The following is a 23,247-nucleotide window of genomic DNA, read 5'->3' as shown; positions in this document are numbered from 1 at the left end:
TAAAACTTTCCGGACCAAATGCCTTGCGCTGCGGTCCTGTTGCTCAACCTTCCAACGTCCCTAAACCCAACCATCCATGCCACGTATTCTCGGTGTTGATATTCCCGCGAAGAAGAAAATCGCGTTTGCCCTCCGTTACATCTACGGAATCGGTCCCGTCCGCGCGGACCTGATCGTTAAAGAAGTCGGTATTGATCCCGACTCCCGCGCTGAAGCCCTCACTGAGGAGCAGCTCAACAAAATCCTTCACATCATCACTGAGAACAAGTGGGTGGTTGAGGGCGATCTCCGCCGTGAGCTCATGGGCAACCTGAAGCGCCTCCAGGCGATTAATTGCTACCGTGGCGTTCGCCACCGCAAGAGCCTGCCCGTTCGCGGTCAGCGCACGAGCACCAATGCCCGCACCCGCAAGGGCCCGCGCCGTACCGTCGGCGTCACCAAGGCCAAAGAATAAAAATTTACTACCATGGCTGAAGAAAAGTCCGCTCCTAAGAAAGAAAAGACCCCGAAGGTCGCCGCTGCCGGCGCCGAGGTCAAATCTCCCGCTGCCGATAAGCCTGCCAAGGCTTCCAAGGCCCCCAAAACCGATGGTGCCGAAGGCGCTGCTCCCGCTCCTGCGGCTGAGCAGAAGCCCGTCGAGCTCATCGGTGGCGTCGCCAAGCAGCCCACCGCCGAAGACCTTCTCAAAGAAGAGCTCGGTACGATCAAGATCCGCAAGGCCAAGGGCTCCAAGAACGTCGTTTCCGGCGTCGCCAACATCCTCGCTTCTTTCAACAACACGATCGTTTCGATCACCGACCAAAAAGGTCAGGTCATCGCTTGGTCCAGCGCAGGCAAGTGCAACTTCCGCGGTTCGCGTAAGTCCACCGCCTACGCCGCCCAGGTCGTCGCCCAAGACGCCGCCCGTAACGCCATGTCCCATGGTCTTAAGGATGTCGTGATCAAGGTTTCCGGTCCCGGCCTCGGCCGCGACAGCGCCATTCGCGCCCTCCAGGCCATCGGTCTGGAAATCAACACCATCATCGACGTTACCCCGGTGCCGCACAACGGCTGCCGTCCCCGTAAGCGCCGTCGCGTCTAATCTGACGCTTATCCTCATCACGGAATTCATTTAACAGTAACCCATCATGGCACGTTACACAGGTCCTACCACCCGCATCAGCCGCCGTTTCGCCACGCCGATCTTCGGCGCGACCAAGGCGTTTGAGAAACGCAACTTCCCCCCAGGGCAACACGGCCCCAAGCTCCGCCGCAAGCTCTCCGAGTACGCCGTCGGCTTGAACGAAAAGCAGAAGCTCCGTTACACCTACGGTCTGCTCGAGCGTCAATTCCGCCGCACCTTCGAAATCGCCAAGCGCGAGCGCGGCGTCACCGGCGAGCGCTTCTTGCAGCTCCTCGAGACCCGTCTGGACAGCGTCGTTTACCTCCTTGGTTTCGCCAAGAGCCGCGCCGCCGCCCGTCAGCTCGTTGGCCACGGCCACGTGCGCGTTAATGGTCACAAGCTCGACATCGCCAGCGCCGTCATCAAGGCCGGCGACGAGATCGAGATCAAGAACCTCGCGTCCTCCCGCCAGCTTGCCCAGCGCAACTTGGAAGAGAACCGCGGCCGTCCCGTCCCGGGCTGGCTCTCGCTCAACGCCGAGCAATTCAAGGCCGTGGTCAATCGTCTGCCTAACCGCGACGAAATCGCTGCCAACATCAACGAGCAGCTCATCGTTGAGTTCTACTCCCGCTTCTAAGCCGGAGTTTTCTCAACCCAACGCAGCAAACACTCACCTCCATGCCCAAACGCCTCGGAAAGTTCGAACTGCCCAATAAACTTAACAAGGTTGAGGAAGGCTCCACGCCGACCTACGCCAAGTTCATCGCCGAGCCATTCGAAGCCGGTTATGGTCACACCATCGGCAATTCTCTGCGTCGCGTTCTTCTGAGCTCGATCGAGGGTTCTGCCATCTCCTCGATCAAGATCGAGGGGGTTAATCACGAGTTCCAGAGCATTGATGGGGTCGTCGAAGATGTCACCGACATCGTCCTCAACCTGAAGAAGGTGCTCATCGTTTCCACGAAACGTGAGTCCATCACCCTCTCCATCAAGGTGAAGAACCGTGCCGGGTATGTCACGGCCGCTGACATCCAGGGTGATTCCAACATCACCATCGTCAATCCGACCCAGGTCATTGCTACCCTCGAGAAAAACACCTCTTTCGAGGCTGAAATCGAGATCAAGACCGGTCGCGGTTACTATCCTGGTGAGCAGAACAAGAAAGAAGAGCAGGCCATCGGTGTTATCCCGATCGACTCGCTTTTCTCCCCTGTTCGTCTCGTCAAGTACGCCGTGGAAAACACCCGCGTCGGCCAGATTACCGATTATGATAAGCTCATTCTCGAGATCTGGACGGACGGCCGCATCACCCCGGACGACGCCTTGAAGCAGTCCGGTTCGATCCTGAAGCACCACCTCGATGTCTTCGATCGCGTCAGCGACGAGTCCTTCGAGTTCGAGAACCAGCAGTCTGAGGTCAGCGAAGAGCAGAATAAGCTCCGTAAGCTCCTCAACATGTCGGTTAACGAAATCGAGCTTTCGGTTCGTGCAGCTAACTGCTTGAACAACGCCAACATCACGACCGTTGGCGAACTTGCGATGAAGTCTGAGCAGGAAATGCTCAAGTATCGCAACTTCGGCAAGAAGTCGCTCAACGAGATCAAAGACAAGCTCGAGGCCCTCGGTCTCTCGCTTGGCATGAAGATCGACGAGCGCCTCCTCGATGCCGTCAAAAAAGACGCCTAATCGGACGTAACGAATAGCGGGGAGTGAGTAGCGAGCATCCGCCTACTGCTCGCTCCCCGCCTACTCCGTTCATCCGACAACTCGTCACCCGATACCTAATTCCACTTTTGCGGTGCTTGCGCCGTCCGTGCCGCTCAACGCTGCGGTCCGGATTGCCGATCGGGCACCGCTCTTAAAAAAACACCACAATGCGCCACAAAAAACACAGTCACTCCCTCGCCGGTCGTAGCTCGCCTCACCGCGCTGCTATGCTCTCCAATATGGCCGCCTCGCTCATCGAGCACGACCGTATCGAGACGACCCTCGCCAAGGCGAAGGCCCTCCGTCCCTTTGTCGAAAAGATCATCACGAAGGCCAAACAGGCCGCCGCGAAGACCGAAAAGAAGGATGCCGTCCATCTCCGTCGCCTCGCCCTCAAGGACGTGCGCAACGAAGACATGATCACCCTTCTGTTCAACGAAAAGTACAAGGAGTTCGTTAACCGTAACGGCGGTTACACCCGTATCTACAAGCTCGCTCTCCCCCGCGTGAGCGATGCCGCCGAAATGGCGATCATCGAGTTCGTTAAGGCCGACGACAAGGGTTACACCAAGTCCAAGAAGCCTGCCAAAGCCAAGAAGGTTGCCGCACCCGCTGCGGAAGCCGCTCCCGAGGCCCAAGCCTAAGTCGTAAGCAGCGCCTCCGGGCGCCTCCTACGTCCCGTCAAAGCGCCGAAGAGCAATCTTCGGCGCTTTTTTGTGCCCAATTCCCTGCGTTGAAGTGCGGCCAAAACACGGCCAGTTGCAAGAAGCGGCTTTTGATCCCGCGCGCCTTTTTAAACCCGAACTCCTGAGTTGGCGGCGATGAGTTGGCGCAAGATGCTGGAGCAGATGATCGTGAGTGAATCCCCGAGGTGCACTAAATAGTGCTTCGAGTGGGTGAATGAACGGTCAGATGCCCAGCAGGTTGCACCAGATCGCGCCGACCAACTCAGGAATTTGGGTGTGCGACCATGAAACTAACAACCATAACAGTGAAAGTCTGTTCGACCGAATTTAACGATTCGCGGTCGAAGGGCCCGGTCACGGATGCAGGCCGCGAGGCCTCGCCGGAAAGCACGACCGTATGCCCGAACCAGTCAGCCGCAACGAAGGTGAACCCCATTCAATGAGCTCCGTTACCGAAACAACCGACGAGTCCAGCCGCTACCTGAACGGTGAAGACTGCAAGGATCGGAAAAGGCAGTCTCGCAAAGACGTAGGACCTAAATCGTTGATTTCCGATCAACACGTCGGCGGAGTCAGCGGGGGCGGCGGGTTGGGAAAGGTCGTTAGGTTAAGTGGTGAGACCTGCGGCGGTGGGGCGTCTTGCGATGCCTCAACCACCGGCACAAGCGCGGCAAAACCTCGTAAGGCCGGACGGGCCGTGGCAGGAGTCGGAGACCTCCATAGTAGTGATGATCTAGCGGACATTAAAACCGCCGGGGAGCGAAGGGAGGGCACTTGTTCCCACGCATCACAGAGCGGCAAAGGACCCGACGATGGCTGGGGTGATGAACTCTGGATAAAAACGTCACCGAAGGTTCGGAAGCTGCAACGTGTGCTATATCGGAAAGCAAAAGCGGAGCCGCATTGGCTGTGAGCGGCGAGCGGGAAAGCGTCTATTTCTGGCGGTTAGGAATGCACTTCTTCTTCGGTGGATCTTCTTCCCCTTAAAAAGAGTAATACTCTTCTTCCGTGGGTGGGTTTTCTTCCCTGTCCGGCTGGGGATATGAGGGGTGCGAATGGGTGGAGATTGAACCGGCGGGACGCTTGGCGGATGCACAGCGATGCATCCAGCCGGTTCACGCAAGTGTTTGCACTGTGTCGATTTCTTTCTGCCCGACGCGCATAACCGCGAGCGTCAGCGCTACTGCGGGAAGCCGGGATGCCGACGGGCGAGCCGGGCGGCCAGTCAGGCCAAATGGTTGGCGAAGCCGGAGAACCTCGACCACTGGAAAGGCCCAGAAAATGTCCAACGGGTGCAGGAGTGGCGGAAGGCCAATCCGGGGTACTCAAGGCGGAGGGGGCCGCGACGGCGGGTGGCGTTACAAGACATCCCAACTACGCAATCCGTTGTGCACCAGCCTAAAGCCGAGCCGGTCGCCGAGGTGGCGTTACCGAATCCCTGCGCGGCGTTACAAGACAGCTGGGAGTCGCAAAACCCTGTGCTCGTGGGGCTTATCGCGCAGTTCGCCGGAGTGACGTTACAAGAGGACCTCGAACCCATGCTGCGACACCTGCACTCCCGGGGGCGGGTGATCCTGGGCATCGACGTCCAGCCGCCCGATTATGCAAAAACAACCGATCGATCGCGAACAACTCCGGCGCACGCCGGCCCAGTTTAGCTGGCTGGACCACCGGCTGGTGCGGGGCAATTACCTGGGGCGGGCCAGTGCCCCCGCCTGGGGACTTTATCTGGTCCTGGTAACCGTGGGTGACGCCGACGGGCTGAGTTACTACGCCACGCGCACCCTGGCCCGGCTGCTCACGCTCAGCGAGGACGGCCTGGTCGAGGCGCGTCGGCAGTTAATCGAGGCCGGGGTGATCGCCTACGCCGCGCCACTTTACCAGGTGCTTTCCTTGGACCGGGGCAGGCCATCGCACACGCTGGCGGTAACGCCGTCGCCGAGCCGGGAGGTGGGGGCGTGATCAATTACGAACTGTATTGCCGGATAAAACAGGCGGAGGCTGCCGGTCACAGTGCGCCGCAAATCGCCCGCTCGCTCCAGTTGCACGTGCAGACGGTGAGGCGCTGGCAGGCGCAGGAAAAGTACGCGCGCAGCCAGGCCGCGCAGGTGCCTAGGCCAAGCAAGCTCGACGTGCACAAGCCGGCGATCGCGCGGTGGCTGGAGGCCCATCCGTTCACCGCCATGCAGCTCTGGCAAAAGGTGCGCGAGCGGGGGTACACGGGCGGGTATTCAATTTTGAAAGACTACGTGCGGCGGGTGCGGCCGCGGAACCTGGAGGCGTTTCTTACCCTCAAGTTCGCCCCCGGCCAGACCGCGCAGGTGGACTGGGGCAGTTTTGGCGCGGTGGAGGTGGACGGCACCCGGCGGGCTTTAAGTTTTTTCGTCATGGTTTTGGGGTACAGCCGGTTCCTGCATGTGGAATTTACCCTCGGGCAGGGCCAGGAGTGGTGGCTGGGCTGTCACCGGCGCGCCTTTGAAAAACTCGGCGGGGTGCCGCGCGAGGTGATGGTGGACAACTGCAAGACGGCCGTCCTCTCGCATGTGCCCGGGACCGACCCGGTGTACAACGCCCAGTACCTGGACTTTGCCCGGCACTACGGGTTTACGATAAAAGCGTGCGGGCCGGGGCATCCGCAGTCCAAGGGCATGGTGGAAAACGCGGTGGGTTACGTGAAAAAAAGCTTCCTTGGCGGGAGGCAGATGAATGGGTTTACCGAGCTGGGGCCGGCCGCCAGCTTGTGGCTGGAAACGGTGGCCAACGTGCGCGTTCACGCTGAACCCCAGGGCCGGCCGGTGGACCGGCTGCCCGAGGAGCGCGCTGCGCTCCTGCCGCTTAACCCGGTGGCCAGTCCGGCGGTGCGCACCTTAAGCGTGCGGGCGTCGCGGCGGTGCCGGGTGAGTATCGAAACGAACCGCTACTCGGTGCCCACGAAGTTTGCCGGGGCGCTACTCACCGCGCAGATCGAGGGGGCGCAGGTGAGGTTTTTTGCGGAACGCACCCTGGTGGCCGAGCACGCCCGCAGTTTTGCCCGCCGCGCCGATGTGGAAAACCCCGAGCATGTGCGCGAACTCGAGGAGCGCAAACGGCAGGGGGCGCGGCAGCGCCTGCGGCTACGGTTTTTGGAACTGAGCCCGGCGGCACCCGCCTACCAACGGGGGCTGGAGGAGCGCCGGCTCAACGCGGGACACCACCTGGCGACTATCGTGGGTTTGGTGGCCCTGTATGGAACGGAGGCAGTCGGCCGGGCGATCGAAAGCGCCCATGAACTCGGCGCCTACTCCAGCGATTACATCCTCAACTTGCTCGAACAACGCGCGCGGGCCTTGCCGCAAGCCGGGCCGATCCACCTCACCCGCGCCGACGCGTTGGCCGCACTGGAACTCGAACTGCGTCCCCCGGATTTAAGCCCCTATACCCAATGAAAACAGAACCCGAAAAACCCGATTTATTAAAAGACCAGCTCAAGTATCTGAAACTCGGTTACCTGTTGCGTCACCACGGCGAACTGACCGCCGAGGCGGCCAAGGCGCGCTGTTCGCACGCCGAATTTTTACGCCGACTGGTGCAGGCCGAGACCCAGGACCGCCAGATCCGGGCGCTGGAGCGGCGTATCCAGGCGGCGCGCTTCCCGGTCAAGAAAACCGTCGACCAGTTCCAGTGGGACTGGCCCAAGGAGTTGAACGAAGCGCAGGTGCGGCACCTCTTCGAACTGGGCTTTGTGAAGGAGCGCACCAACGTGGTGTTTTGCGGTGGTGTGGGGCTTGGGAAGACACATCTCGCGAGCGCGTTGGGCTACGCGGCCTGCCAGGCGGGTTACACGGTGCTGTTTACGACGGCGGTGGACGCGATCAACGCCCTGGTCACCGCCCAGTCCCTGCACCGGTTGCAAGCCGAGTTGAAGCGTTACATGACCCCTGCGGTGCTCGTGCTCGATGAGGTCGGCTACCTGCCGCTCGACAAGTCGGGGGCCGACCTGCTCTTCCAGATCGTCAGCCAACGCTACGAACGCGGCTCGCTGATCGTCACCACCAACAAGGCCTACAAACACTGGGCAGGGATCTTTAACAACGACGCTGGCATCACCGCGGCGATCTTGGACCGCCTGCTGCACCGCGCTCAGACCGTCGTCATCGAGGGCAAATCCTACCGCATGAAAGACCGCCTGGCCGACGAACCTGCAAGCTGACCGGGCCTGATGATCGGCCCCTGGCGGGGCCGGTCATCGGCTTTTACGACAGGTGATTTTGTAACCGCCAGAAATAGACGGTGTTCGCGCCGCCGCTCACAGCATTGGCGGTTCTATAGTTTGTATGGAGAGCTGTATCGGCAGGACATTCTGTCGGATGCGCTCGATCAGGTGATCGCCAATGACGGCGTGCCGGGAGTGGACGGGTTCGAGGTGGAAACGCTCGTAAAGAACGAAGCCTATCGGGCGGCATGGCTGCTTGCGCTGGCGGAGGAAATGCGAACGAAAACCTACCGACCCAGTCCGGTCCTGCGCGTCTATATATGGAAGGATCAGGCCAGGACCAAACGTCGTGCGCTGGGCATCCCTACGGTGAAAGACCGGGTGGTGCAAAGCGCGGCGGTGATCGTGTTGCAGCCAATCCTAGAGGCGGACTTCCATGACCATTCCTACGCCTACCGGCCGAAACGTCGGACCCATCAGGCGATGGATAAGGTCAAGGAAGCCATGCTGAGCGGAAAGGTGGAGGTGGTGGACGCGGATTTATCGAGCTACTTCGATATGATCCCGCACCGCGAACTCCTGCAATTGGTGGCCAAACGGGTGAGCGATGGGAGCGTGTTGCGTTTAATAAAAACATGGCTGCGCGCACCCATCGTGGAAGAGGACCGGGACACGGGGTGCCGCAAGGTGCTCCCGAACGGGTGTGGCACGCCGCAAGGCGGAGTCATCTCACCGCTCTTGGCGAACCTCTACCTCAACGACCTTGATCACGCGGTGAATGAGAAGTGCGAACAAAAGCCGACGATGGTGCGTTACGCCGACGACCTCCTGATCCTGTGCAAACCGGGTCAAGGGGCGGGGCTGCAAACGCGACTGAAACGGTGGCTGGAGGCACGTAAGTTAAAGCTCAACGAAGAGAAAACCCGACTGGTGGATACACGAAAGGAAGGCTTTGAGTTCCTCGGTTTTTCCGTCGCATGGCGGCAAGGCATGAAGAGCAAACGAAGGTATCCGCACGTGGAACCCAGTGCGAAAAGTCTGGCCAAGTTACGCGACAAAGTGCGGATGGAGCTAGATGTGCGAACGCGCAACCAACCGGCGGTGGCGGTGGTCCGCAAGGTCAACCAAATCACTCGCGGTTGGGCGACGGCGTTTCATTACGGCAACAGCACGCACGTGTTTAGTAACCAGCAGGTCTTTGTTCGTAACCGGCTACGCCGATGGCTGTGGCGAAAGTATAGCCGCACCCACGGACTCTTCGAGTTCTTCACCGACGACCGTTTGCATGGTCAATACAAACTATGGCACTGGCCGCTTACGGCGGCTTGGAAGCAATGAAATCCGCTGAAACCAAGCCGAAAGAATGGGGACTCGGTAAGCCGTGTGCGGGAAAACCGCTTGCACGGTTTGACGAGGGGGAGGGTCGCGCTGACGGGTTACCGACGCGCGGCTCTCTCTACTCTACTAAAATGATTGTTCCTTTATCAGCGTCAAATCACGCCGGAAAAGCCCTACCGCCAGCCCGCCACCTTGCGCAACCGCTTGATTCAAAGCCAAAACCGGCCCTTAAATCCAGCACCTGCTGCCTCGGTGTCTTGCCTACCCCCCGAGTCGCCACAACCGCTCGGGCTCGCCTTGCTTGATCACGTACGCCGAACAGTGGGGATAACGCGTCAACAGCGCCTTCGCTTCCCGTGGGGCGAGCACCGCCAGTGTGGTCGAGAGTCCATCGGCCAGCAGTGCTGTTGGCGCCATCACGGTTACCCCGCTTGGTGCGTCCGGCCGATTGTCTCCGATCCTCGCATCCAGCAGGTGATGCCGCCCCCCGCCGTAGACCGTTCCATACCCACCCGACGTCGCCAGCGCGCCATCTGCCAATTCCAAAACTCCGGCCAGTCGCCCTCGTTGCCCCGGCGCTTCGATGCCCAAGCTCCATGGCCGACCCGTCCCGTGGGGGCCCAACGCCCGCTTTTCGCCTAAATCAACCAGCGTGTTCCGGCACCCTCCGGCCTGCAGCACGCTGGCCACCCGGTCGGTAATATACCCTTGGGCTAGACCGTTTAACGTCAGCTGCATACCCTCACCCGCCAGCACGATCTCACGTTCCTCAATCTGTATACGCCGGTAATCGACTCGCCCCCGTGCCAAGGCCAACTCGGTTGTCGTCGGTTCGGTCGCTCCGGCCGCAGCCAGTAAAGCGCACACCGGCTGGATGCTGACATCAAACGCCCCGCCGCTGGCCTCACTCAGTGCGTGCGCCTGTCTTAGCACCTCAAGTAACTCCGCCGGCGGTTCCGCCAGGCGCCCCAGTCGGTTGAGCCGGGCCAACGCCGAGTGTTCGTCATAGAGACTAAAAATTCCCTCTAGCCGTACCATCTCCGCCCGGCACGTAGCGAGCAACCGCTCTGCCTCCGGGCGGCCCAGGTGATGAATCTGGATCGACGCCTCGGCCCCCAAGGCGATCCCTTGCCAAGTCGTCACGGTCATTTCAGGGGTGTCCGCCTTTGCCCAGGCTTCGCGCAGGCCGCGCGCGCCCACCAACGACCCGAGGGCCACGATCTGAATAAAACGACGCCGGTTGATCATAAAAACAGAAAAAATACTCCCTGTGCCTTTAACGCCGCCGGCGGTAAACGTGGTAAACACCCGTCAACGTGAGAAACCCCATGGCCAGGGCCGAGAGATCGACGATCCCAATGCCGAGCGCCCCAAAAAAGCGCCCCGAATGCACATCCAGCACCACTCGGTAAACGGACAGCCCATCGCCCCGGTACGCCCGCACGATGCGGTTGCGCAATTCCGCTGGGACCTCGATAGGTGCCACCGCCGCGACCCGCGCCTTCGAGCCCAGCACCTTCCAGCCCACCAGCTCACGGTCAAAACTATATCGCCCGGAACTCAGGGTTAACACCAGCCGCGCCGCCTCCGGGCCTTCAGCCGTCTGCGTCAGGCCCACCGCCAGCACCTCACCCGGTGGCAACGACGCACCGTCGAGCCGTTCAATCACGTCTCCGTCCCGCGACAGCATGAGCACCTCCCGCGAACCCGCCGCGACCCAGGTGTCGCCCAGCGACACCGCGCCGCGCAGCTCATGCAGACTGCCCACGGCCCGTTCCTCTAGGTACAACGCGCCCGCCAGTCCCACCGCCCGCTTCCCGCCTGCCAGCTGAAACCCCACGGGCTCTCCCGCCGGTTGCATCCCATACCAGCGGTAAATCCAGTCGGCTTCGAGCACGCGCTCCTGCAGCCCAAGGCGCAAACTATGGTTGAGCGCCAGTCCCGTCACCGCCACCGCGACAAACACCACGGCAAACGCCACGCCCACCCGCCGATGCCAAGCCATCGGTGCACGACGCCCGTGCGAATCCTTAAATGTGTTTTTTTTCATCGTATCGCGTCCGCATCAAGGGGCCTGCGCTTTGCGCACAAAAGCATCCAAAAACAGAGCAAGCCGCCCCAGCTTGGTCAACGCATTCACCGACAAAGTCGCACCCGAGATCCCGTCGATCGGCCGCGAGAGCCTTCCAGACGCATCCAGCCCGATGCCGTTAAATTGATCGGTGAAAAACGGATACTTTACCTCCCAGCCATGGCTCTCGCGGTAGATGAGCACCTTGATCCGCTCAAGGCGCCCCCCCGCCACCACCAGGCCCATTGTGATGGGTTTGGTTTTGCCCACCTCTTCCAATATCCACGCCGTGCGCGCACCCGCCGACCAGTAACGAATCCGCATCGACGGATAATCGTGACCGAGGATGGACCGCACCTGCTCGCGCGCCTCCTTGGTTAACCACACCAACTGCGGGGCTGGCACCCCCGCAGCTTCGACAAACGTCTCCTCAAGAAAGCGTTCCGGAGCCAGATAGACATCGTCCTCGGCCCTCGCCACCCAGGCGAGTAGACCGATATTCCAGGCAATAAGCAGGCGGAACGCTTTCATTACAGTCGCAGACAACCCATCCTTTTTAGAATTGGAAGCCGAGCCCGAGACTGAAGATTTCTTCGTCGATTGCAGTCGGATTATCGACGAACTGCACATCGGCTTTCAGCACGATTTGCGCATGCGGCCAGTAGTTTACACCGAGGTCCGTGTAACGCTTTTCCGATGCCGCCGAATTGCCGGCCTGATTGTCCACCACGCTGTAACGGGCAAAAAAGCCCAACTCACCCACGCTGATGGGGAAGCGGTAGGACGGCTCGATGTAGTAACCATACTGAACATCACGGCCGGTGGATTGCGCCGTCGGCCCGTTAATGTCCCAGCGGGCATACAGCGCCCGCAGTCCAAAGCCGCCTTTACGCCAATCCGCATGCACCGAGGTCAGCAAGGCGTCCGCGTTTTCACGCGCCAAGGTGCTCTGGGCAATGTCCTGCTGATACTGAACCGAAGTGGCCAGTGTCAGGCCCTTGATGCCGGTGTATTTGACGCGGCTGGTGACGGCGCCGTCCTGCGCATCGGCACTAGCCACTTTTTGGCGACTTTTGCGGATATCGCCAAGGTCGGCGCCTGCAGTTTTTGTGAGCCCAGAATGAACCGCAACGTCGTAGCTCAGGCCGCTCTCAAATTGGCGTGAATAGGCGACGCCGCCCTCCCACCAGGTGGTGGGGATGATATCGCTTTCAACCTTGTTGCGCTCCACGCCGTAAAACGTGGCCGGCTCGTGGGTCTCATTAAGAATACCGATCGGCAGCAAAAACAAACCCGCCTTGGCCTGCGACTGGGCGGTCAGGTCAAATTCCACATACGCCTGCTCCAGCTCCAGTTCACCGGTACTGCCGGGTTGGCCTGTGGAGGCGTTTTTCACTAAGGCGTGCTCGACCTCCAGCTCGGAGACCAACCGCATTTTTTCATTAAAATCGTGGTTCACGAATAGCACGAACCGGTGAAAATCAATCATGTCGGTGGGCCCGCTATTGTAGTGCAACTCGCCGTAGCCGCCAATGGTCGTGCCTTCAATCAAGCCGCCGCCTTTGCCGGCGGTTTCGGTGGCGAGTGACTCCACATGCGCCGAAGTCGCTTCAACCTTTTGCTCAACGCTCTTGGTGCGGGCATCCACCTGCGCCGTGCGCTCGGTGGCCGTGGCCAAACTGCGCGATAACTCATCGATCTGCTTCTGCTGCTTTTGGATCAGCGCCCACATCTCCTCGGCGCTCGGCAGCGTATCGGCCATCGCCGCGCCGCTCAAAAGCGCACTGACCCCCGCCGCCACACCCCACTTCATACAGTCATTTAGGTTTTTCATTTCGAAAGAAGATCGCTGTTAAGATTGAGACTCGTACTCAAGTCAACTGCATTTAAGACGGAATCTCAGTATCAATAAGGGGGGGCGGCGGTTGATGAAGTTGGATGCGTCCTTAGCCCGAGCGCTAAAGCCGCGCGTTTTTCAGTGCCGACTAAATATTACGGCCTTCTTGCTGTCCTGAATGGCGCGGCGGGTTGACGGCTTGGGAATAAGGGCGAACTTCCCGCCTCACCCCGTTTTGCCATGAAGCCCCCTGTTACGCGCCCGCGTCGTTCGCCTCTGCCCAGCACCGAGGCCGGGGCCTGGCTGCTACAGCTTCTCCTGCAGTTGTGCGCCCAAGCCGTTAAAGATGTGGCTAAAATTCCCCTCTGGCCCTCGAACTCGATTCACGCGTTGCGCAAACGCATGAAAAAACTCCAGTCCCTGCTGCGGTTGGTGCCGCCCGGTGCGCAGCCTGCGGCGCTACGCGAACTGCGGGATTCCATCCGCAAGTTGAAGGGCGCCGTCGCTGCCCAGCGCGATACCGATGTGCTCAGCGCATTGGGCCGGGACCTTGGCGGACGCACCCGTCCGCCTCAAAGCGCTCCCATCGATCCCGTGCCGATACTCCGGCTGGCCTACGCGCTCACCCGGCAAGTCCATGCGCTGGATTTAGCTGCGCTCACCTGGGAGCGGGTGGAACGGCGCTACCAAAAAACCTGCCGCCGCGCGCAACAGGCCTGGCAAGTGGCGCGGCACCAACCCGAGGGGGAGCCGCTTCACGATTGGCGCAAGCGAGTGAAGGATCTCTATTACCAAACACTCGCCCTCCAGCGCTGGTTGCGGCGCCCCAAACGGCTCCGGCGCACCCACCAACTCGGTGCGCTCCTCGGCCATCGGCTGGATCTCGACCTTTATCGGGCCCAGCTGAAGCGGGCCAGGCGGCGGCCTCCCCGAAAGCTCTTGGCGGAGGTCAAGGTCCGCCAGGCCCGGTTAACCCGCCGCATTTTCCGCCGCGCTAAGTCGGTCTTTGACCACTCGGCGCCCCGCCTGCATCCGCCCGCGCGACCGCGCCGCTGAGGCCAATGAGCATTCAAGTTGAGTGTTACGGCATCCTGGAGCTCACGCTGAAGGCCACACGCTTCGCGAATGCACTCCTCGTGGCCTTGAGCGTGAGCGCAGGGTGCTTCCCGACGGTATCCTATCCCCTGAGACCAGGTTAATTAATCTCACCTTGATTGCGAATTGGGCTTATGCGAGCGGGCGAGGGCGGGCTAGCGGGCGGGGATTGCGGAGGAAAACACGGGGGATTTGACAGCCGGACGGGCCGGGCAACGCTGCCCCGTTAACATGCCGATTTTACTCACGCCCCACGGTCATTTGCGGCCCTACGCTGCGGAGCTGGCCGCGCTGCCGACGGCGGTGGCGGACGGACTCGCACGGGCCACGGCGGAGCGTTCCATCGCGGACGACCTCGCGGCACCAGCGAGCGGCTCGGCGCGGATTTTGATCTGGCTGGGCACCGAGGCGTTGGGTGAGCCGTTGCCGGTGGCCGGGGTGTTTTGGCGCGAGTTGGCCCGCCGCTACTTTTCGCAACTCTGCCAACAGCCCGAGTCCGCTGGCGCGCTCGTCGCTCCCCTGGAAGCGGTGGGCATGGACGTTGTGTTATCTGCGCCGCCCCTGCCTGGCGGTGAATACCTAAGCCCCGAGGTGCTGGCCGCTCTGTGGGCCGACATGGATGCGGCGGTGGCGGCGCTGGGCCGGTTGCATGCGGGCGGGGCGGGCGGCTGGTTGCACGAGCGCAATCCGCTGTGGAACCAGGTCGGCCGGGTGACTTTTCACTTGGCGGAAAATAAACGTGATCCCGATTTCCCCTTCGCGTTTCTGGCCACCTACACCCACCGCCTTTCAGAGCAGGCCAAGCCCCAATACCTGCCCCTCGGACGCGCGTTGCAGGAATACGCCCAAGCCGAGCAGCGCCCCGCCCTCGTTGCTCTGCTCGCACCCGTGCAACGCGCCGCCGAGCGCAGCGCTTGTGTGCGCGAGCTGGTGGATTCGCAGCGCGTGTTTCAACCCCAGCGCTGGAAGCCGGCCGAGGCGTATCGCTTTTTGCGCGACGTGGCCGCGCTCGAAGACAGCGGCGTGCTCGTGCGCTTACCCGACTGGTGGCGGGGCGGTAAACCGGCGCGTCCAGCGGTGTCGGTGACCGTGGGCGGCAAATCGCCCGTCGGCGTCGGGCTGGACTCCATGCTCGATTTTCAGGTGGGACTCACCCTGGACGGCGAAACCATTTCTCCCGAGGAGTGGGCGCAACTCGCCGCCAGTTCCGAGGGGCTGGTGTTGTTAAAGGGCCGCTGGGTCGAGGTGGACCGCGAAAAGCTCGACCAGGTTCTGGCGCATTGGCGCGAGTTGGAAAAAGGCCGACGCTCGGGCGGGGTGAGTTTTGCCGAGGGCCTGCGTTTGCTGGCGGGGGCGCAGACCGGCACCGGTGCGCCCGAGGCCGAGTCCGACGACGTGCGCCGCTGGACCCGCGTGCAGCCCGGCGAATGGTTGCGCGCCACCCTGGCGGCCATGCGTAATCCCGGCGCGTCCACCCGTGCGGAGGCCGGCGCCGATGGCGAAAAGACGGATGGCGACGCTGCGGCGGATGGTAAGGCTCCGTCCGCCCCGCCCCTGCCGCCGGGCCTGTTGGCGACGTTGCGCCCATATCAAGCGGCGGGTGTGGAGTGGTTGCGCTTTCTCAGCCGCCTGGGCCTCGGCGCGTGTCTGGCCGACGACATGGGGCTGGGTAAAACCATCCAGGTGCTCGGCCTGCTGTTGCACGCCCGCGCCGCGCAGCCGGACGCCCCGCCCGCGCTGCTGGTGTTGCCCGCTTCGCTGTTGGGCAACTGGAGCGCGGAGGCGGCCAAGTTCGCCCCGACGTTGCGCCTGCGGGTGGCGCACGGTTCGGCCTGCACGCCAGCAGAACTGGCGGTGCTCACCGCACCGCCACCGGCTGCGCTGACGGGGGTGGACGTGGTGCTCACGACCTATGGATTGGTGGCCAAGCTCGACGGCCTGCGCGCCCGCGACTGGTCCCTGGTGGTGCTCGACGAAGCCCAGGCGATCAAGAATTCCGGTTCGCGCCAAAGCCGGGCGGTTAAAGAACTACGCGCGCCCCGGCGTATCGCTTTAACGGGCACGCCGGTGGAAAACCGCCTCGGCGATGTGTGGTCGCTGTTTGATTTCCTTAATCCCGGCCTGCTGGGCAAAGCCGCCGAGTTCACCCGCTTCGCCAAAAAGCTCACGCAATCGGCTGATCCCGCCGGCTACGCACCGCTGCGCCAATTGGTGGCACCGTACATTTTGCGCCGCATGAAAACCGACCGCAGCATCATCGCGGATTTACCCGACAAGACCGAGGTCAACGCCCTGTGCAGCCTCTCCAAACGCCAAGCGGTTCTGTACGCCGGCATGGTCGATGAGCTGAAGGAGAAGCTGGCGGCCGCCGACGCGATGGAGCGGCGAGGGCTGGTGTTGGCGCTGCTCATGCGCCTCAAGCAACTCTGCAACCACCCTGCGCAGTGGGCCGGCGCGCAAGCGGGTGGCGATTACGTGCCGGAGGAAAGCGGCAAGTTCATGCGTCTGGCCGAGCTCGCTGGAGAAATAGCCGAGCGGCAGGAGAAAGTTTTGGTGTTTACCCAATTCCGCGAGATGACCGGGCCGCTCCAGCATTTTCTGGCGGGCGTATTTGGAAAGCCGGGACTGGTGTTGCACGGTGGCACGCCGGTGGCCGAGCGGCGGCGCTTGGTGGAGCAGTTTCAGCAGCCGGACGGACCGCCCTTTTTTATTCTCTCGCTCAAGGCGGGCGGCACCGGGCTCACGCTCACGGAGGCGGGGCACGTCATTCATTTTGACCGCTGGTGGAATCCGGCGGTGGAGAATCAGGCGACGGACCGCGCGTATCGTATTGGGCAAAAGAAGAACGTGCTGGTGCACAAGTTCGTGTGTCGAGGCACGCTGGAGGAGCGTATCGACAAACTGATCACGGAAAAGCGGGCGATGGCCGACGCCGTGTTGAGTGCGGGCGGCGAGGTGGCGTTGACCGAGATGGGTGACGACGAACTGTTGAAGTTTGTCGCGCTGGACCTGCGCACCGCGACGGCGGCGGACGCCACCTGAGCTAGCCCACACGGAAGTGTGCCCTCCTTCGGTCGGAGTGACGACCTCCGTGTCGTTCGGGATCGGAAAGTAGCGCAGACTTCCAGTCTGCTCCGCGTCAGTCCAGGCAAGCGCCCGAGGCAGACAAGGAAGTCTGCGCTACTTTTCGCGGACGCCTGAGCCGGCCCACACGGAGGTGGACCCTCCCTCGATCCCGAGCCCCCGGAGGGACGACCTCTGTGTCGTCCGCGCCGTCCATGTCGAACCCGCTTCCCCCACCGCAGCCCGAGCAAAAGCCTAACACAATGGGGTAGGCTTTGGCTCGGGATTGGAGTCTTGCATCCACTTGGAGGCCGGGGAGAGTAACCCGCTTTCGCGATCACCGCGTCTCGCATACTTTCACTGTTAACCTCCTCGCTCATGGCCTGGTATTCCTCCCGTTCGCGCAGTTATTCCGGTTTCGCTCCTTATGTGCCGGTCGCTCAACGCCGCGCTCAGGCGGAAAAGGCCGCCGCCAAGGCCGCCAAAAACGGCTCCGGTTGGAGCCCTGTCGTTATCACGGGTAAAAAAATCGCCACCACCTTCTGGGGTAAGGCGTGGTGCGACCATTTGGAATCCTACAGCGATTACGAAAACCGTCTGCCCCGTGGCCGCACCTACGTGCGCAACGGCTCCGTGGTGGACCTGCAAATTACTGCCGGCCTCATCACCGCGCGCGTGCAAGGCTCCTCGCTTTATGAGGAAAGCATTAAAATCAAACCGCTCGCTCCCGCGCGCTGGGTGGCGATCAAGGCGGCCTGCGCGGGTAAAATCACTTCGCTTGTCGGGTTGCTCCAAGGCCGCCTGCCCGACGAGGTGTTGCGGGTAATCACCGACCGGGCCAGCGGATTGTTTCCGGCCCCGAACGAGATTGAGTTGGACTGTTCGTGCCCTGATTCGGCGAGCCTGTGCAAGCACCTGGCCGCCGTGCTTTATGGCGTGGGTGCACGGCTGGATTCGCGCCCGGAGTTATTGTTTTTACTACGCGGAGTGGACCATCAGGAACTCGTTGCCGAGGCGCTTAGCGCGGTGTCGCGGAGCTCGGTCCTCGCCTCAGACTCGGCCACCGCCTCTTTGGCAGACGCGGATTTGGCGGATGTGTTTGGCATCGATATTGGCGGTGCGGCAGCACCTGTTATATCGACAGTGCCTGCGGTGTTGGCGCGGGTGACGCCGCTTAAACCGGTGAAGGCGACCGCGCCGGCGTTGCCCGCCTTAAAGGTCCGCGCCAAGGGGCGTCAGGTGGCGAAGTCCGCCCCAGTGGTGAAGCCCGCGCAGAATGTTGCGAAGCCTGAGCCGAAGGGGACGAAGCCAACGAAGTCGGCCGCGAAAGTTGGTGTTAAGTCCGCCAAGCGGGTGCCGAAGGTTACGGTGAAGCCCGTGCGGGTCAGTCCGCGTAAGGAATCGGCAGTCGTTAAGTCCGCCGCGGCAGTCGCGAAGGCGGTGGCGCAGATTGACGCATTGCTCACAGGTAAACCGAAGGCAAAGGCAGCGAAGAAGGTCGCGAAGTAGCGCCGACTTTAGTCGCTCCTAGGCGGTGAAAGTAGCGCAGACTTCCAGTCTGCTCCGAACAGAATGCAGGCTGGAAGCCTGCGCTACTTCATTCCTTCGCTTTGCCGCTCCTCGCCGAGGTGTTTTATTTGGCCGTGGATTAGCCGAAGTTCAGCGGCAGCTCGCCGGTGTTAGTCAACCAATCGATTTTGGGCCATCCTGAGGTCGGCGCGGGTTGGCCGAGCCGGTGGCGCTCCGGTGTGGCACGGGCGTCTCGCCCAGGGGATTGATGCCCCGGCGTGGCATGGGCGTCTCGCCCATGGGATTGATGCTCCGGTGTGGCACGGGCGTCTCGCCCATGGATTATCTCCGGTTTCCGCATCCGCCGCGTGTCCACCCCGTCGGTCAACTCGATGTGGCTCACTGCAAATTCCCCCAAGCACCGCGAAGCGATGCGTAGCGGGGCGTCGGGGTTTTCCACCGGGCAGGCGAATTCGAAGCGAAGTTTCGGCGTGTTCACCTGCGCCGACTGGCCGCGGAATTCGATCAACACCCGGCTGTGTAACTCCCGCCAGGTGCCGTCGGGCGACTGTTGTTCGATCACCACTTTTTGGTGGGCCGGAGCGAAGTGGTGGAGGATGAACCGTAGCGTCCAGCGGCCGCACACCGGCGAGGCGCGAAAGACGTGGGCGAGTTGTCCACCGCAGGCGTCGAACCATGCGCGCAGCGCGAGCAGTTGGGCCTCGTCGACAGCCAGCAGGCGGGCGTTGGGCGAGGAGGCAAAGGTGTCGGCGGAGCGCGAAGTCGTCCAGAGCAGGCGGGCGTCCTCGCGGGCGTGGCTGAGCGAGTCGGCGAAGCGGGCGGCCTGCTCGTCTGCCAGCCGGAGTGTTTCGTGCATCGCAGCGGAGTCGTCCGCGGCCTCACTGTTGACCAGGCGGCGCAGGCGGTGGATATGAGCCACGCAGATGCGGACAAATGCCTCGCGCTCGGCGAGGTAGGCGAGGAAGCGGGCGGTGGCAGCGAGGAATTGGAGCGGGAATTTGAGGCCGTCCTGTTCGGTTAACTCGGGCGTAGTGGCTAGGCGGGAGAGGCGGCGTGAGGCGCGGGCGAAGGGCAGGGGACTGTCGCGACGGGACGCGACTGGGGCCCAGCCGTTGTTAATTTCCCAGCGCGAGTTGCCCACAAACGCCTGCGCGTCAGTGGCTAGAATACGGCGGGCGAGGCTACGGGCCGCGACAGCCCCGAGCACCGGTTCGTAGCGCCGCAGGCCGGCGGCGAGCAGGCTGGCGGGGTCGTCAGGGGTGCTCGGGTCGAGCCAGAGCGTGGCGGCAGCCGCGTCCATGAGCGACGTCGTGGGAAAGGCCAGTCGGTGCGGCTCCCAACTGGTCACCAAATAACCGGCCGCTCCCGTGTCCTGTGCGCGGCGGTTCCAGGCGGCGAGGTTTTGCAGGCGGTCGGTCCACACCGGCGCGGACTCGTGGCGGAAGGCACCGTTCATCGGGCAGGCCCAGTAGGCGATGCCGGCCGCCGCGAGTGCGGGGGCGAGGTCGTACTCGGCAAAATTATACAACTCCATGCGCGGGTGGCGGCCGAACGGGTGGTAATACCAGTCGTAGGCGGCTAGTCCTGCGTGCGCCGGCAGCAGCGGAATGGCCTCGGGGAGCAATGCCAGCATGTCTGCCCACAGGCCGAGGCGCAGGCCGAGGCGGGTGGCTGAGGCGTGCAGCCGGGTGACGTGGCGGGCGAAGTGTGCCGCCAGCCCGACCTCGGCCACCTCGGCGCGGGAGAGCGGGTGTTTGCCCAGATGAAAACTTTCGTCGAGCCCGGCGTGGATTTCGCCGGCGGTACAGAGAGGTGCGAGGTCGCCAAAAAGTCGCGACACCAAATCGGCCGTGCGCGGGTGCAGCGGGCAGATTTGTCCCGTTGGCAGCGCTTCGCCGGTGGCCGGATCGCGCAGCTCGTTGAGGTCGCGCCAGTCCGGGTGTTTGATCACGTACTGGGTGTGCCCGAGGAGGTTGGCGATGGGCACGGTTTGGATGCCGTGGGAGGCTGCGGCTGCGACGAGTGTTTCCAGCTCCGCCCAGGTGTAGGCGTCGGCACGGGCCAGGCCGGGCAGGGACGGGTAATCCACGGCGTCTTCAAGATGCAGATACAAGCGCGTATAACCCCAGTCGGCGTAGCGGGGCAGGAGGGCGAGCAGGTGATCGAGGCGCTCGACCTGGCGGGCGAGGTCCCATTGAAAAGCGCGAATCATGAAGCGGAGTCAGCGGCTGTTGAAGGGCGCATCGCAAAGGGCGACAGGGTCTCGGTGCCGCCGCGCAGCCAGCGGCGGAAAGCGCGCAGTTCGGTGAGGGTGCCGACCACCAGCAGGTTGTCGCCGGCGTCCAGGCGTTGGTCGCCGGAAGGGTTGATGATTTGTGTGTGGCCGCGCTGGATACCGACCACGCGCACGCCGGTGATGCGGGCGATTTGCAGGGTTGCGAGCGACTTGCCGGCGTGTGGGCCCGCTGGAAGGGCGTGGGTCTGGAGGACGGAGCCGTTGAAGGCGTCGGCACCTTCCGACGCAGTTCTTTTTTCCCCCTCGATGTAGGAGCGCGCGGTGGCAAGGTTGGCGGCTTTGCCGAGCAGGAGGAGCTTGTCGCCGGGGTACACGCGCAGCTCGGGGCCGGTGCGGGTGATGACGTAGCCGTTGCGCTCCAGCTCGATTACCGAGCAGCCGAAGCGGGTCGTGATAGCGAGGTGGGCGAGGTCTTGGCCGGCGTAGGCCGCGTCATCGGGCACGATGCAGTCGTCAAGGTGGAGGTCCCAAGATACCAGTCCTTGGTCGAGGGCAACACGGGCAGAGGCGCGGAGGTTGGCCGGGGTAGGGGTGTCGGGAATGAAAACATCGTGGACGGACGATTGCCACGTGCTGTGCCAGTAGATCAGGCGGCTGGAACTCACGGCGACCACCGCGACGGCGATCAAGGCGACCAAGGCCCAACCCCAGCCGGGCAGGGCGCCTACGGGCAGGATGGCGTAGAGCCAGTAGCCGAGCGCGAGCAGGGCGAGGGTACGCAGACTGTTAAAAAGGACACGGGGCGGTAAGCGAGTGCCGGCGGATAGGCCCTCGGCAAGGATCATAGCCACGGCGGTGACGTTGCGCCACAGCGCGACCAGCATGATGAGCATCAGCAGTCCGACTACCGCCCAGAAACCGGAGGCGAGCACGGTGTCCTGGACGTGGTCTTCGGTGAAGGTGGTTTTGATGGCGGCGAGCAGCGGGCTGGAAAAAATAATCAGGCCGGTGGCGAGCAGGATTTCCACGGTGATTTGCAGCAGGCGGGTGCGCACCAGCCGCCACGCCAGCGGGGTGTTTTTGCGGTTTTGCAGCTGTTGAATCCAGCCGTGGTAGGCGTCCAGCGTGCGGGTCAGCCAGCGGGGTTCGAGGCGGTGCGAAAAGTGCACGATCGCGTCGGCGTGGCGGTTGATCAACGGGGTGGTTAACACCGTTAAAATCGAGGTGCCGACGGCGATCGGGTAATAAGTATGCGGGAGCACGCCGCTGCTTACGCCGAGCTGGGCGATGATGAAGGAGAATTCGCCGATGGGGGTCAGCAGTAAGCCGGCGCGACGGGCTTCGGCGGGGGCCGTGCCGGTCAACACCATGGCCACCGTCGTGCAGAGCGGACGGGCGATCAGCACGAAGGCAAACAGGCCGAGGATCCACGCCCTGGATTGGAGCAACAGGGCGGGTTCGATCAACATGCCGATGGAGACAAAGAACACGCTGCTGAACAGGTCGCGCAGACCGAGGAAGGCTTTTTCCACGGCGATTTTCTGCGGCATTTCAGCGATGATCGCGCCGAGTAGGAATGCCCCCAGGGCCAGCGAGTAGCCGGCTTTCACGGCAAGGATCGAGAGCATGAACAACACGCCGGCGACGATGATCGTCTGTAACTCGGGGTCGGCGCGGGCCTCCAGCCGGCGCAAAATTCGTGGGATGAAAAACAGCCCGACGCCCACCAGCAGGACTACGAAGGCGCTCAGGGTGGCGAGTTGAATGCCCAGGTGGGGCGTGTGTCCGTGGTCGCCGATCTGAACCTGGCTGGCAAGCAGGGTGAGCATGACGATCGCGACGACGTCCTCCATCACCGAGATGCCGAGTGCGCGTTGGGCGGCCCCTTCGTGGGTGAGTTTGAGGTCGCTGACGGTTTTCGCGATGACGGCCGAGCTGGAGACCATGAGCATGCTGGCGACAAACAGGCTGTGCAGCGGCGACCAGCCGGCCAAGGCTCCCAGGAGCTGGGTGAGGTGCAGCATGGCAAAGGCGCCCAGCGCGGTGCCCGCCAAAGTGGGCAGGCCGAGCCGCGCGAGCTTCGTCAAGCTGAGTCCCAGGCCGATGGAAAACATCAGGAAAACCAAGCCGACCTGAGAGAGCGTTTGGATGCGTTCGACGTCGGTCACCAAAGAGAACGGCGGCGAATGGGGGCCGATGATGATTCCGGCGGCGAGGAAGCCGACGATGACGGACAGGCCGAGGCGTTTGCACACGGCACCGGCGAGGCCGGCCGCTAGCAGCACGATGGCGAGGTCTTGAATGAAAAAAGTGCCGTCCATGGGTGAAGACACAAAGGCGAGCGTAACGAAGGAGGCGAGCGTTTGCGTAGGCGGGGTGTGATCGGAGGA

Annotated in this window: 18 protein-coding genes; 12 read left to right on the top strand and 6 right to left on the bottom strand. The window is 62.5% G+C overall.

Annotated elements, in window-relative coordinates; all coding sequences use genetic code 11:
* Positions 1–76: 76 nt before the first annotated feature.
* The 9 genes from rpsM to ltrA all read left to right on the top strand — a co-directional run bounded on the left by rpsM (position 77) and on the right by ltrA (position 9,025).
* Positions 77–454: a 30S ribosomal protein S13 gene (gene rpsM, locus H2170_07130; protein ID MCS6299861.1), complete on the top strand. Its 378-nt coding sequence runs from the start codon at positions 77–79 to the stop codon at positions 452–454.
* 249 nt (positions 455–703) lie between these two features.
* On the top strand, positions 704–1,081 hold the full coding sequence (rpsK, locus tag H2170_07125; protein ID MCS6299860.1) for a 30S ribosomal protein S11: 378 nt from the start codon (positions 704–706) through the stop codon (positions 1,079–1,081).
* 46 nt (positions 1,082–1,127) lie between these two features.
* Positions 1,128–1,739, top strand: a complete 612-nt coding sequence (gene rpsD / locus H2170_07120) for a 30S ribosomal protein S4 (GenBank protein ID MCS6299859.1) — start codon at positions 1,128–1,130, stop codon at positions 1,737–1,739.
* A 41-nt stretch (positions 1,740–1,780) separates the two neighbouring features.
* Positions 1,781–2,788: a DNA-directed RNA polymerase subunit alpha gene (locus tag H2170_07115; GenBank protein MCS6299858.1), complete on the top strand. Its 1,008-nt coding sequence runs from the start codon at positions 1,781–1,783 to the stop codon at positions 2,786–2,788.
* Between the two features lie 188 nt (positions 2,789–2,976).
* A complete protein-coding gene (gene rplQ, locus H2170_07110) occupies positions 2,977–3,453 on the top strand; it encodes a 50S ribosomal protein L17 (GenBank protein ID MCS6299857.1) in 477 nt (158 codons plus the stop codon).
* Positions 3,454–5,097: 1,644 nt separating this feature from the next.
* A complete protein-coding gene (locus H2170_07105) occupies positions 5,098–5,457 on the top strand; it encodes a hypothetical protein (protein ID MCS6299856.1) in 360 nt (119 codons plus the stop codon).
* The gene (locus H2170_07100; GenBank protein MCS6299855.1) at positions 5,454–6,920 is read left to right on the top strand and encodes an IS21 family transposase; all 1,467 of its coding nucleotides are present in this window, start codon (positions 5,454–5,456) and stop codon (positions 6,918–6,920) included. Before H2170_07105 ends, H2170_07100 begins: the two co-directional genes overlap by 4 nt.
* Positions 6,917–7,684, top strand: coding sequence for an ATP-binding protein (locus H2170_07095; protein ID MCS6299854.1), 768 nt, complete (start codon positions 6,917–6,919; stop codon positions 7,682–7,684). Before H2170_07100 ends, H2170_07095 begins: the two co-directional genes overlap by 4 nt.
* A 120-nt stretch (positions 7,685–7,804) precedes the next feature.
* Positions 7,805–9,025 carry a group II intron reverse transcriptase/maturase gene (gene ltrA / locus H2170_07090; GenBank protein ID MCS6299853.1) on the top strand — a complete coding sequence of 407 codons (1,221 nt, stop codon included), beginning with the start codon at positions 7,805–7,807 and terminating at the stop codon, positions 9,023–9,025.
* A 261-nt stretch (positions 9,026–9,286) separates the two neighbouring features.
* On the opposite strand, the gene H2170_07085 is transcribed toward ltrA, so the two are convergent.
* Genes H2170_07085 through H2170_07070 form a run of 4 tightly spaced genes read right to left on the bottom strand, consistent with a single transcriptional unit; the run spans position 9,287 to position 12,909 of the window.
* Positions 9,287–10,273, bottom strand: coding sequence for an FAD:protein FMN transferase (locus H2170_07085; protein MCS6299852.1), 987 nt, complete (start codon positions 10,271–10,273; stop codon positions 9,287–9,289).
* A gap of 28 nt (positions 10,274–10,301) precedes the next feature.
* Entirely contained in the window at positions 10,302–11,075 is a 774-nt protein-coding gene (locus H2170_07080) for a PepSY domain-containing protein (GenBank protein MCS6299851.1), read from the bottom strand.
* Between the two features lie 15 nt (positions 11,076–11,090).
* Positions 11,091–11,627, bottom strand: coding sequence for an FMN-binding protein (locus H2170_07075; protein ID MCS6299850.1), 537 nt, complete (start codon positions 11,625–11,627; stop codon positions 11,091–11,093).
* A gap of 25 nt (positions 11,628–11,652) precedes the next feature.
* Positions 11,653–12,909 carry a porin gene (locus H2170_07070; GenBank protein ID MCS6299849.1) on the bottom strand — a complete coding sequence of 419 codons (1,257 nt, stop codon included), beginning with the start codon at positions 12,907–12,909 and terminating at the stop codon, positions 11,653–11,655.
* 264 nt (positions 12,910–13,173) lie between these two features.
* Here H2170_07070 and H2170_07065 point away from each other — a divergent pair, with 264 nt between their 5' ends.
* The 3 genes from H2170_07065 to H2170_07055 all read left to right on the top strand — a co-directional run bounded on the left by H2170_07065 (position 13,174) and on the right by H2170_07055 (position 18,600).
* Positions 13,174–13,989, top strand: coding sequence for a CHAD domain-containing protein (locus tag H2170_07065; protein MCS6299848.1), 816 nt, complete (start codon positions 13,174–13,176; stop codon positions 13,987–13,989).
* Positions 13,990–14,259: 270 nt separating this feature from the next.
* On the top strand, positions 14,260–17,070 hold the full coding sequence (locus H2170_07060; protein MCS6299847.1) for a DEAD/DEAH box helicase: 2,811 nt from the start codon (positions 14,260–14,262) through the stop codon (positions 17,068–17,070).
* A gap of 399 nt (positions 17,071–17,469) precedes the next feature.
* The gene (locus H2170_07055; protein MCS6299846.1) at positions 17,470–18,600 is read left to right on the top strand and encodes an SWIM zinc finger family protein; all 1,131 of its coding nucleotides are present in this window, start codon (positions 17,470–17,472) and stop codon (positions 18,598–18,600) included.
* A 139-nt stretch (positions 18,601–18,739) separates the two neighbouring features.
* On the opposite strand, the gene H2170_07050 is transcribed toward H2170_07055, so the two are convergent.
* Together H2170_07050 and H2170_07045 are read right to left on the bottom strand one after the other, a co-directional pair.
* Complete coding sequence (locus tag H2170_07050) at positions 18,740–20,833, bottom strand: family 20 glycosylhydrolase (GenBank protein ID MCS6299845.1); 2,094 nt, start codon at positions 20,831–20,833, stop codon at positions 18,740–18,742.
* Entirely contained in the window at positions 20,830–23,178 is a 2,349-nt protein-coding gene (locus H2170_07045; GenBank protein MCS6299844.1) for a cation:proton antiporter, read from the bottom strand. Before H2170_07045 ends, H2170_07050 begins: the two co-directional genes overlap by 4 nt.
* Positions 23,179–23,247: the final 69 nt, after the last annotated feature.

Source organism: Opitutus sp., from assembly GCA_024998815.1.
In the GTDB taxonomy this organism is placed as follows: domain Bacteria; phylum Verrucomicrobiota; class Verrucomicrobiia; order Opitutales; family Opitutaceae; genus Rariglobus.
Note: the sequence above shows the minus strand (reverse complement) of the source record. Positions and strands in the feature narration are given on the sequence as shown.

Excerpts from the sequence above, each read along its gene's own strand:
- rpsM (MCS6299861.1), top strand. The coding sequence starts at position 77 with ATGCCACGTATTCTCGGTGTTGATATTCCCGCGAAGAAGAAAATCGCG.
- rpsD (MCS6299859.1), top strand. The coding sequence starts at position 1,128 with ATGGCACGTTACACAGGTCCTACCACCCGCATCAGCCGCCGTTTCGCC.
- H2170_07115 (MCS6299858.1), top strand. The coding sequence starts at position 1,781 with ATGCCCAAACGCCTCGGAAAGTTCGAACTGCCCAATAAACTTAACAAG.
- rplQ (MCS6299857.1), top strand. The coding sequence starts at position 2,977 with ATGCGCCACAAAAAACACAGTCACTCCCTCGCCGGTCGTAGCTCGCCT.
- H2170_07105 (MCS6299856.1), top strand. The coding sequence starts at position 5,098 with ATGCAAAAACAACCGATCGATCGCGAACAACTCCGGCGCACGCCGGCC.
- H2170_07095 (MCS6299854.1), top strand. The coding sequence starts at position 6,917 with ATGAAAACAGAACCCGAAAAACCCGATTTATTAAAAGACCAGCTCAAG.
- H2170_07085 (MCS6299852.1), bottom strand. The coding sequence starts at position 10,273 with ATGATCAACCGGCGTCGTTTTATTCAGATCGTGGCCCTCGGGTCGTTG.
- H2170_07080 (MCS6299851.1), bottom strand. The coding sequence starts at position 11,075 with ATGAAAAAAAACACATTTAAGGATTCGCACGGGCGTCGTGCACCGATG.
- H2170_07075 (MCS6299850.1), bottom strand. The coding sequence starts at position 11,627 with ATGAAAGCGTTCCGCCTGCTTATTGCCTGGAATATCGGTCTACTCGCC.
- H2170_07070 (MCS6299849.1), bottom strand. The coding sequence starts at position 12,909 with ATGAAGTGGGGTGTGGCGGCGGGGGTCAGTGCGCTTTTGAGCGGCGCG.
- H2170_07065 (MCS6299848.1), top strand. The coding sequence starts at position 13,174 with ATGAAGCCCCCTGTTACGCGCCCGCGTCGTTCGCCTCTGCCCAGCACC.
- H2170_07060 (MCS6299847.1), top strand. The coding sequence starts at position 14,260 with ATGCCGATTTTACTCACGCCCCACGGTCATTTGCGGCCCTACGCTGCG.
- H2170_07055 (MCS6299846.1), top strand. The coding sequence starts at position 17,470 with ATGGCCTGGTATTCCTCCCGTTCGCGCAGTTATTCCGGTTTCGCTCCT.
- H2170_07050 (MCS6299845.1), bottom strand. The coding sequence starts at position 20,833 with ATGATTCGCGCTTTTCAATGGGACCTCGCCCGCCAGGTCGAGCGCCTC.
- H2170_07045 (MCS6299844.1), bottom strand. The coding sequence starts at position 23,178 with ATGGACGGCACTTTTTTCATTCAAGACCTCGCCATCGTGCTGCTAGCG.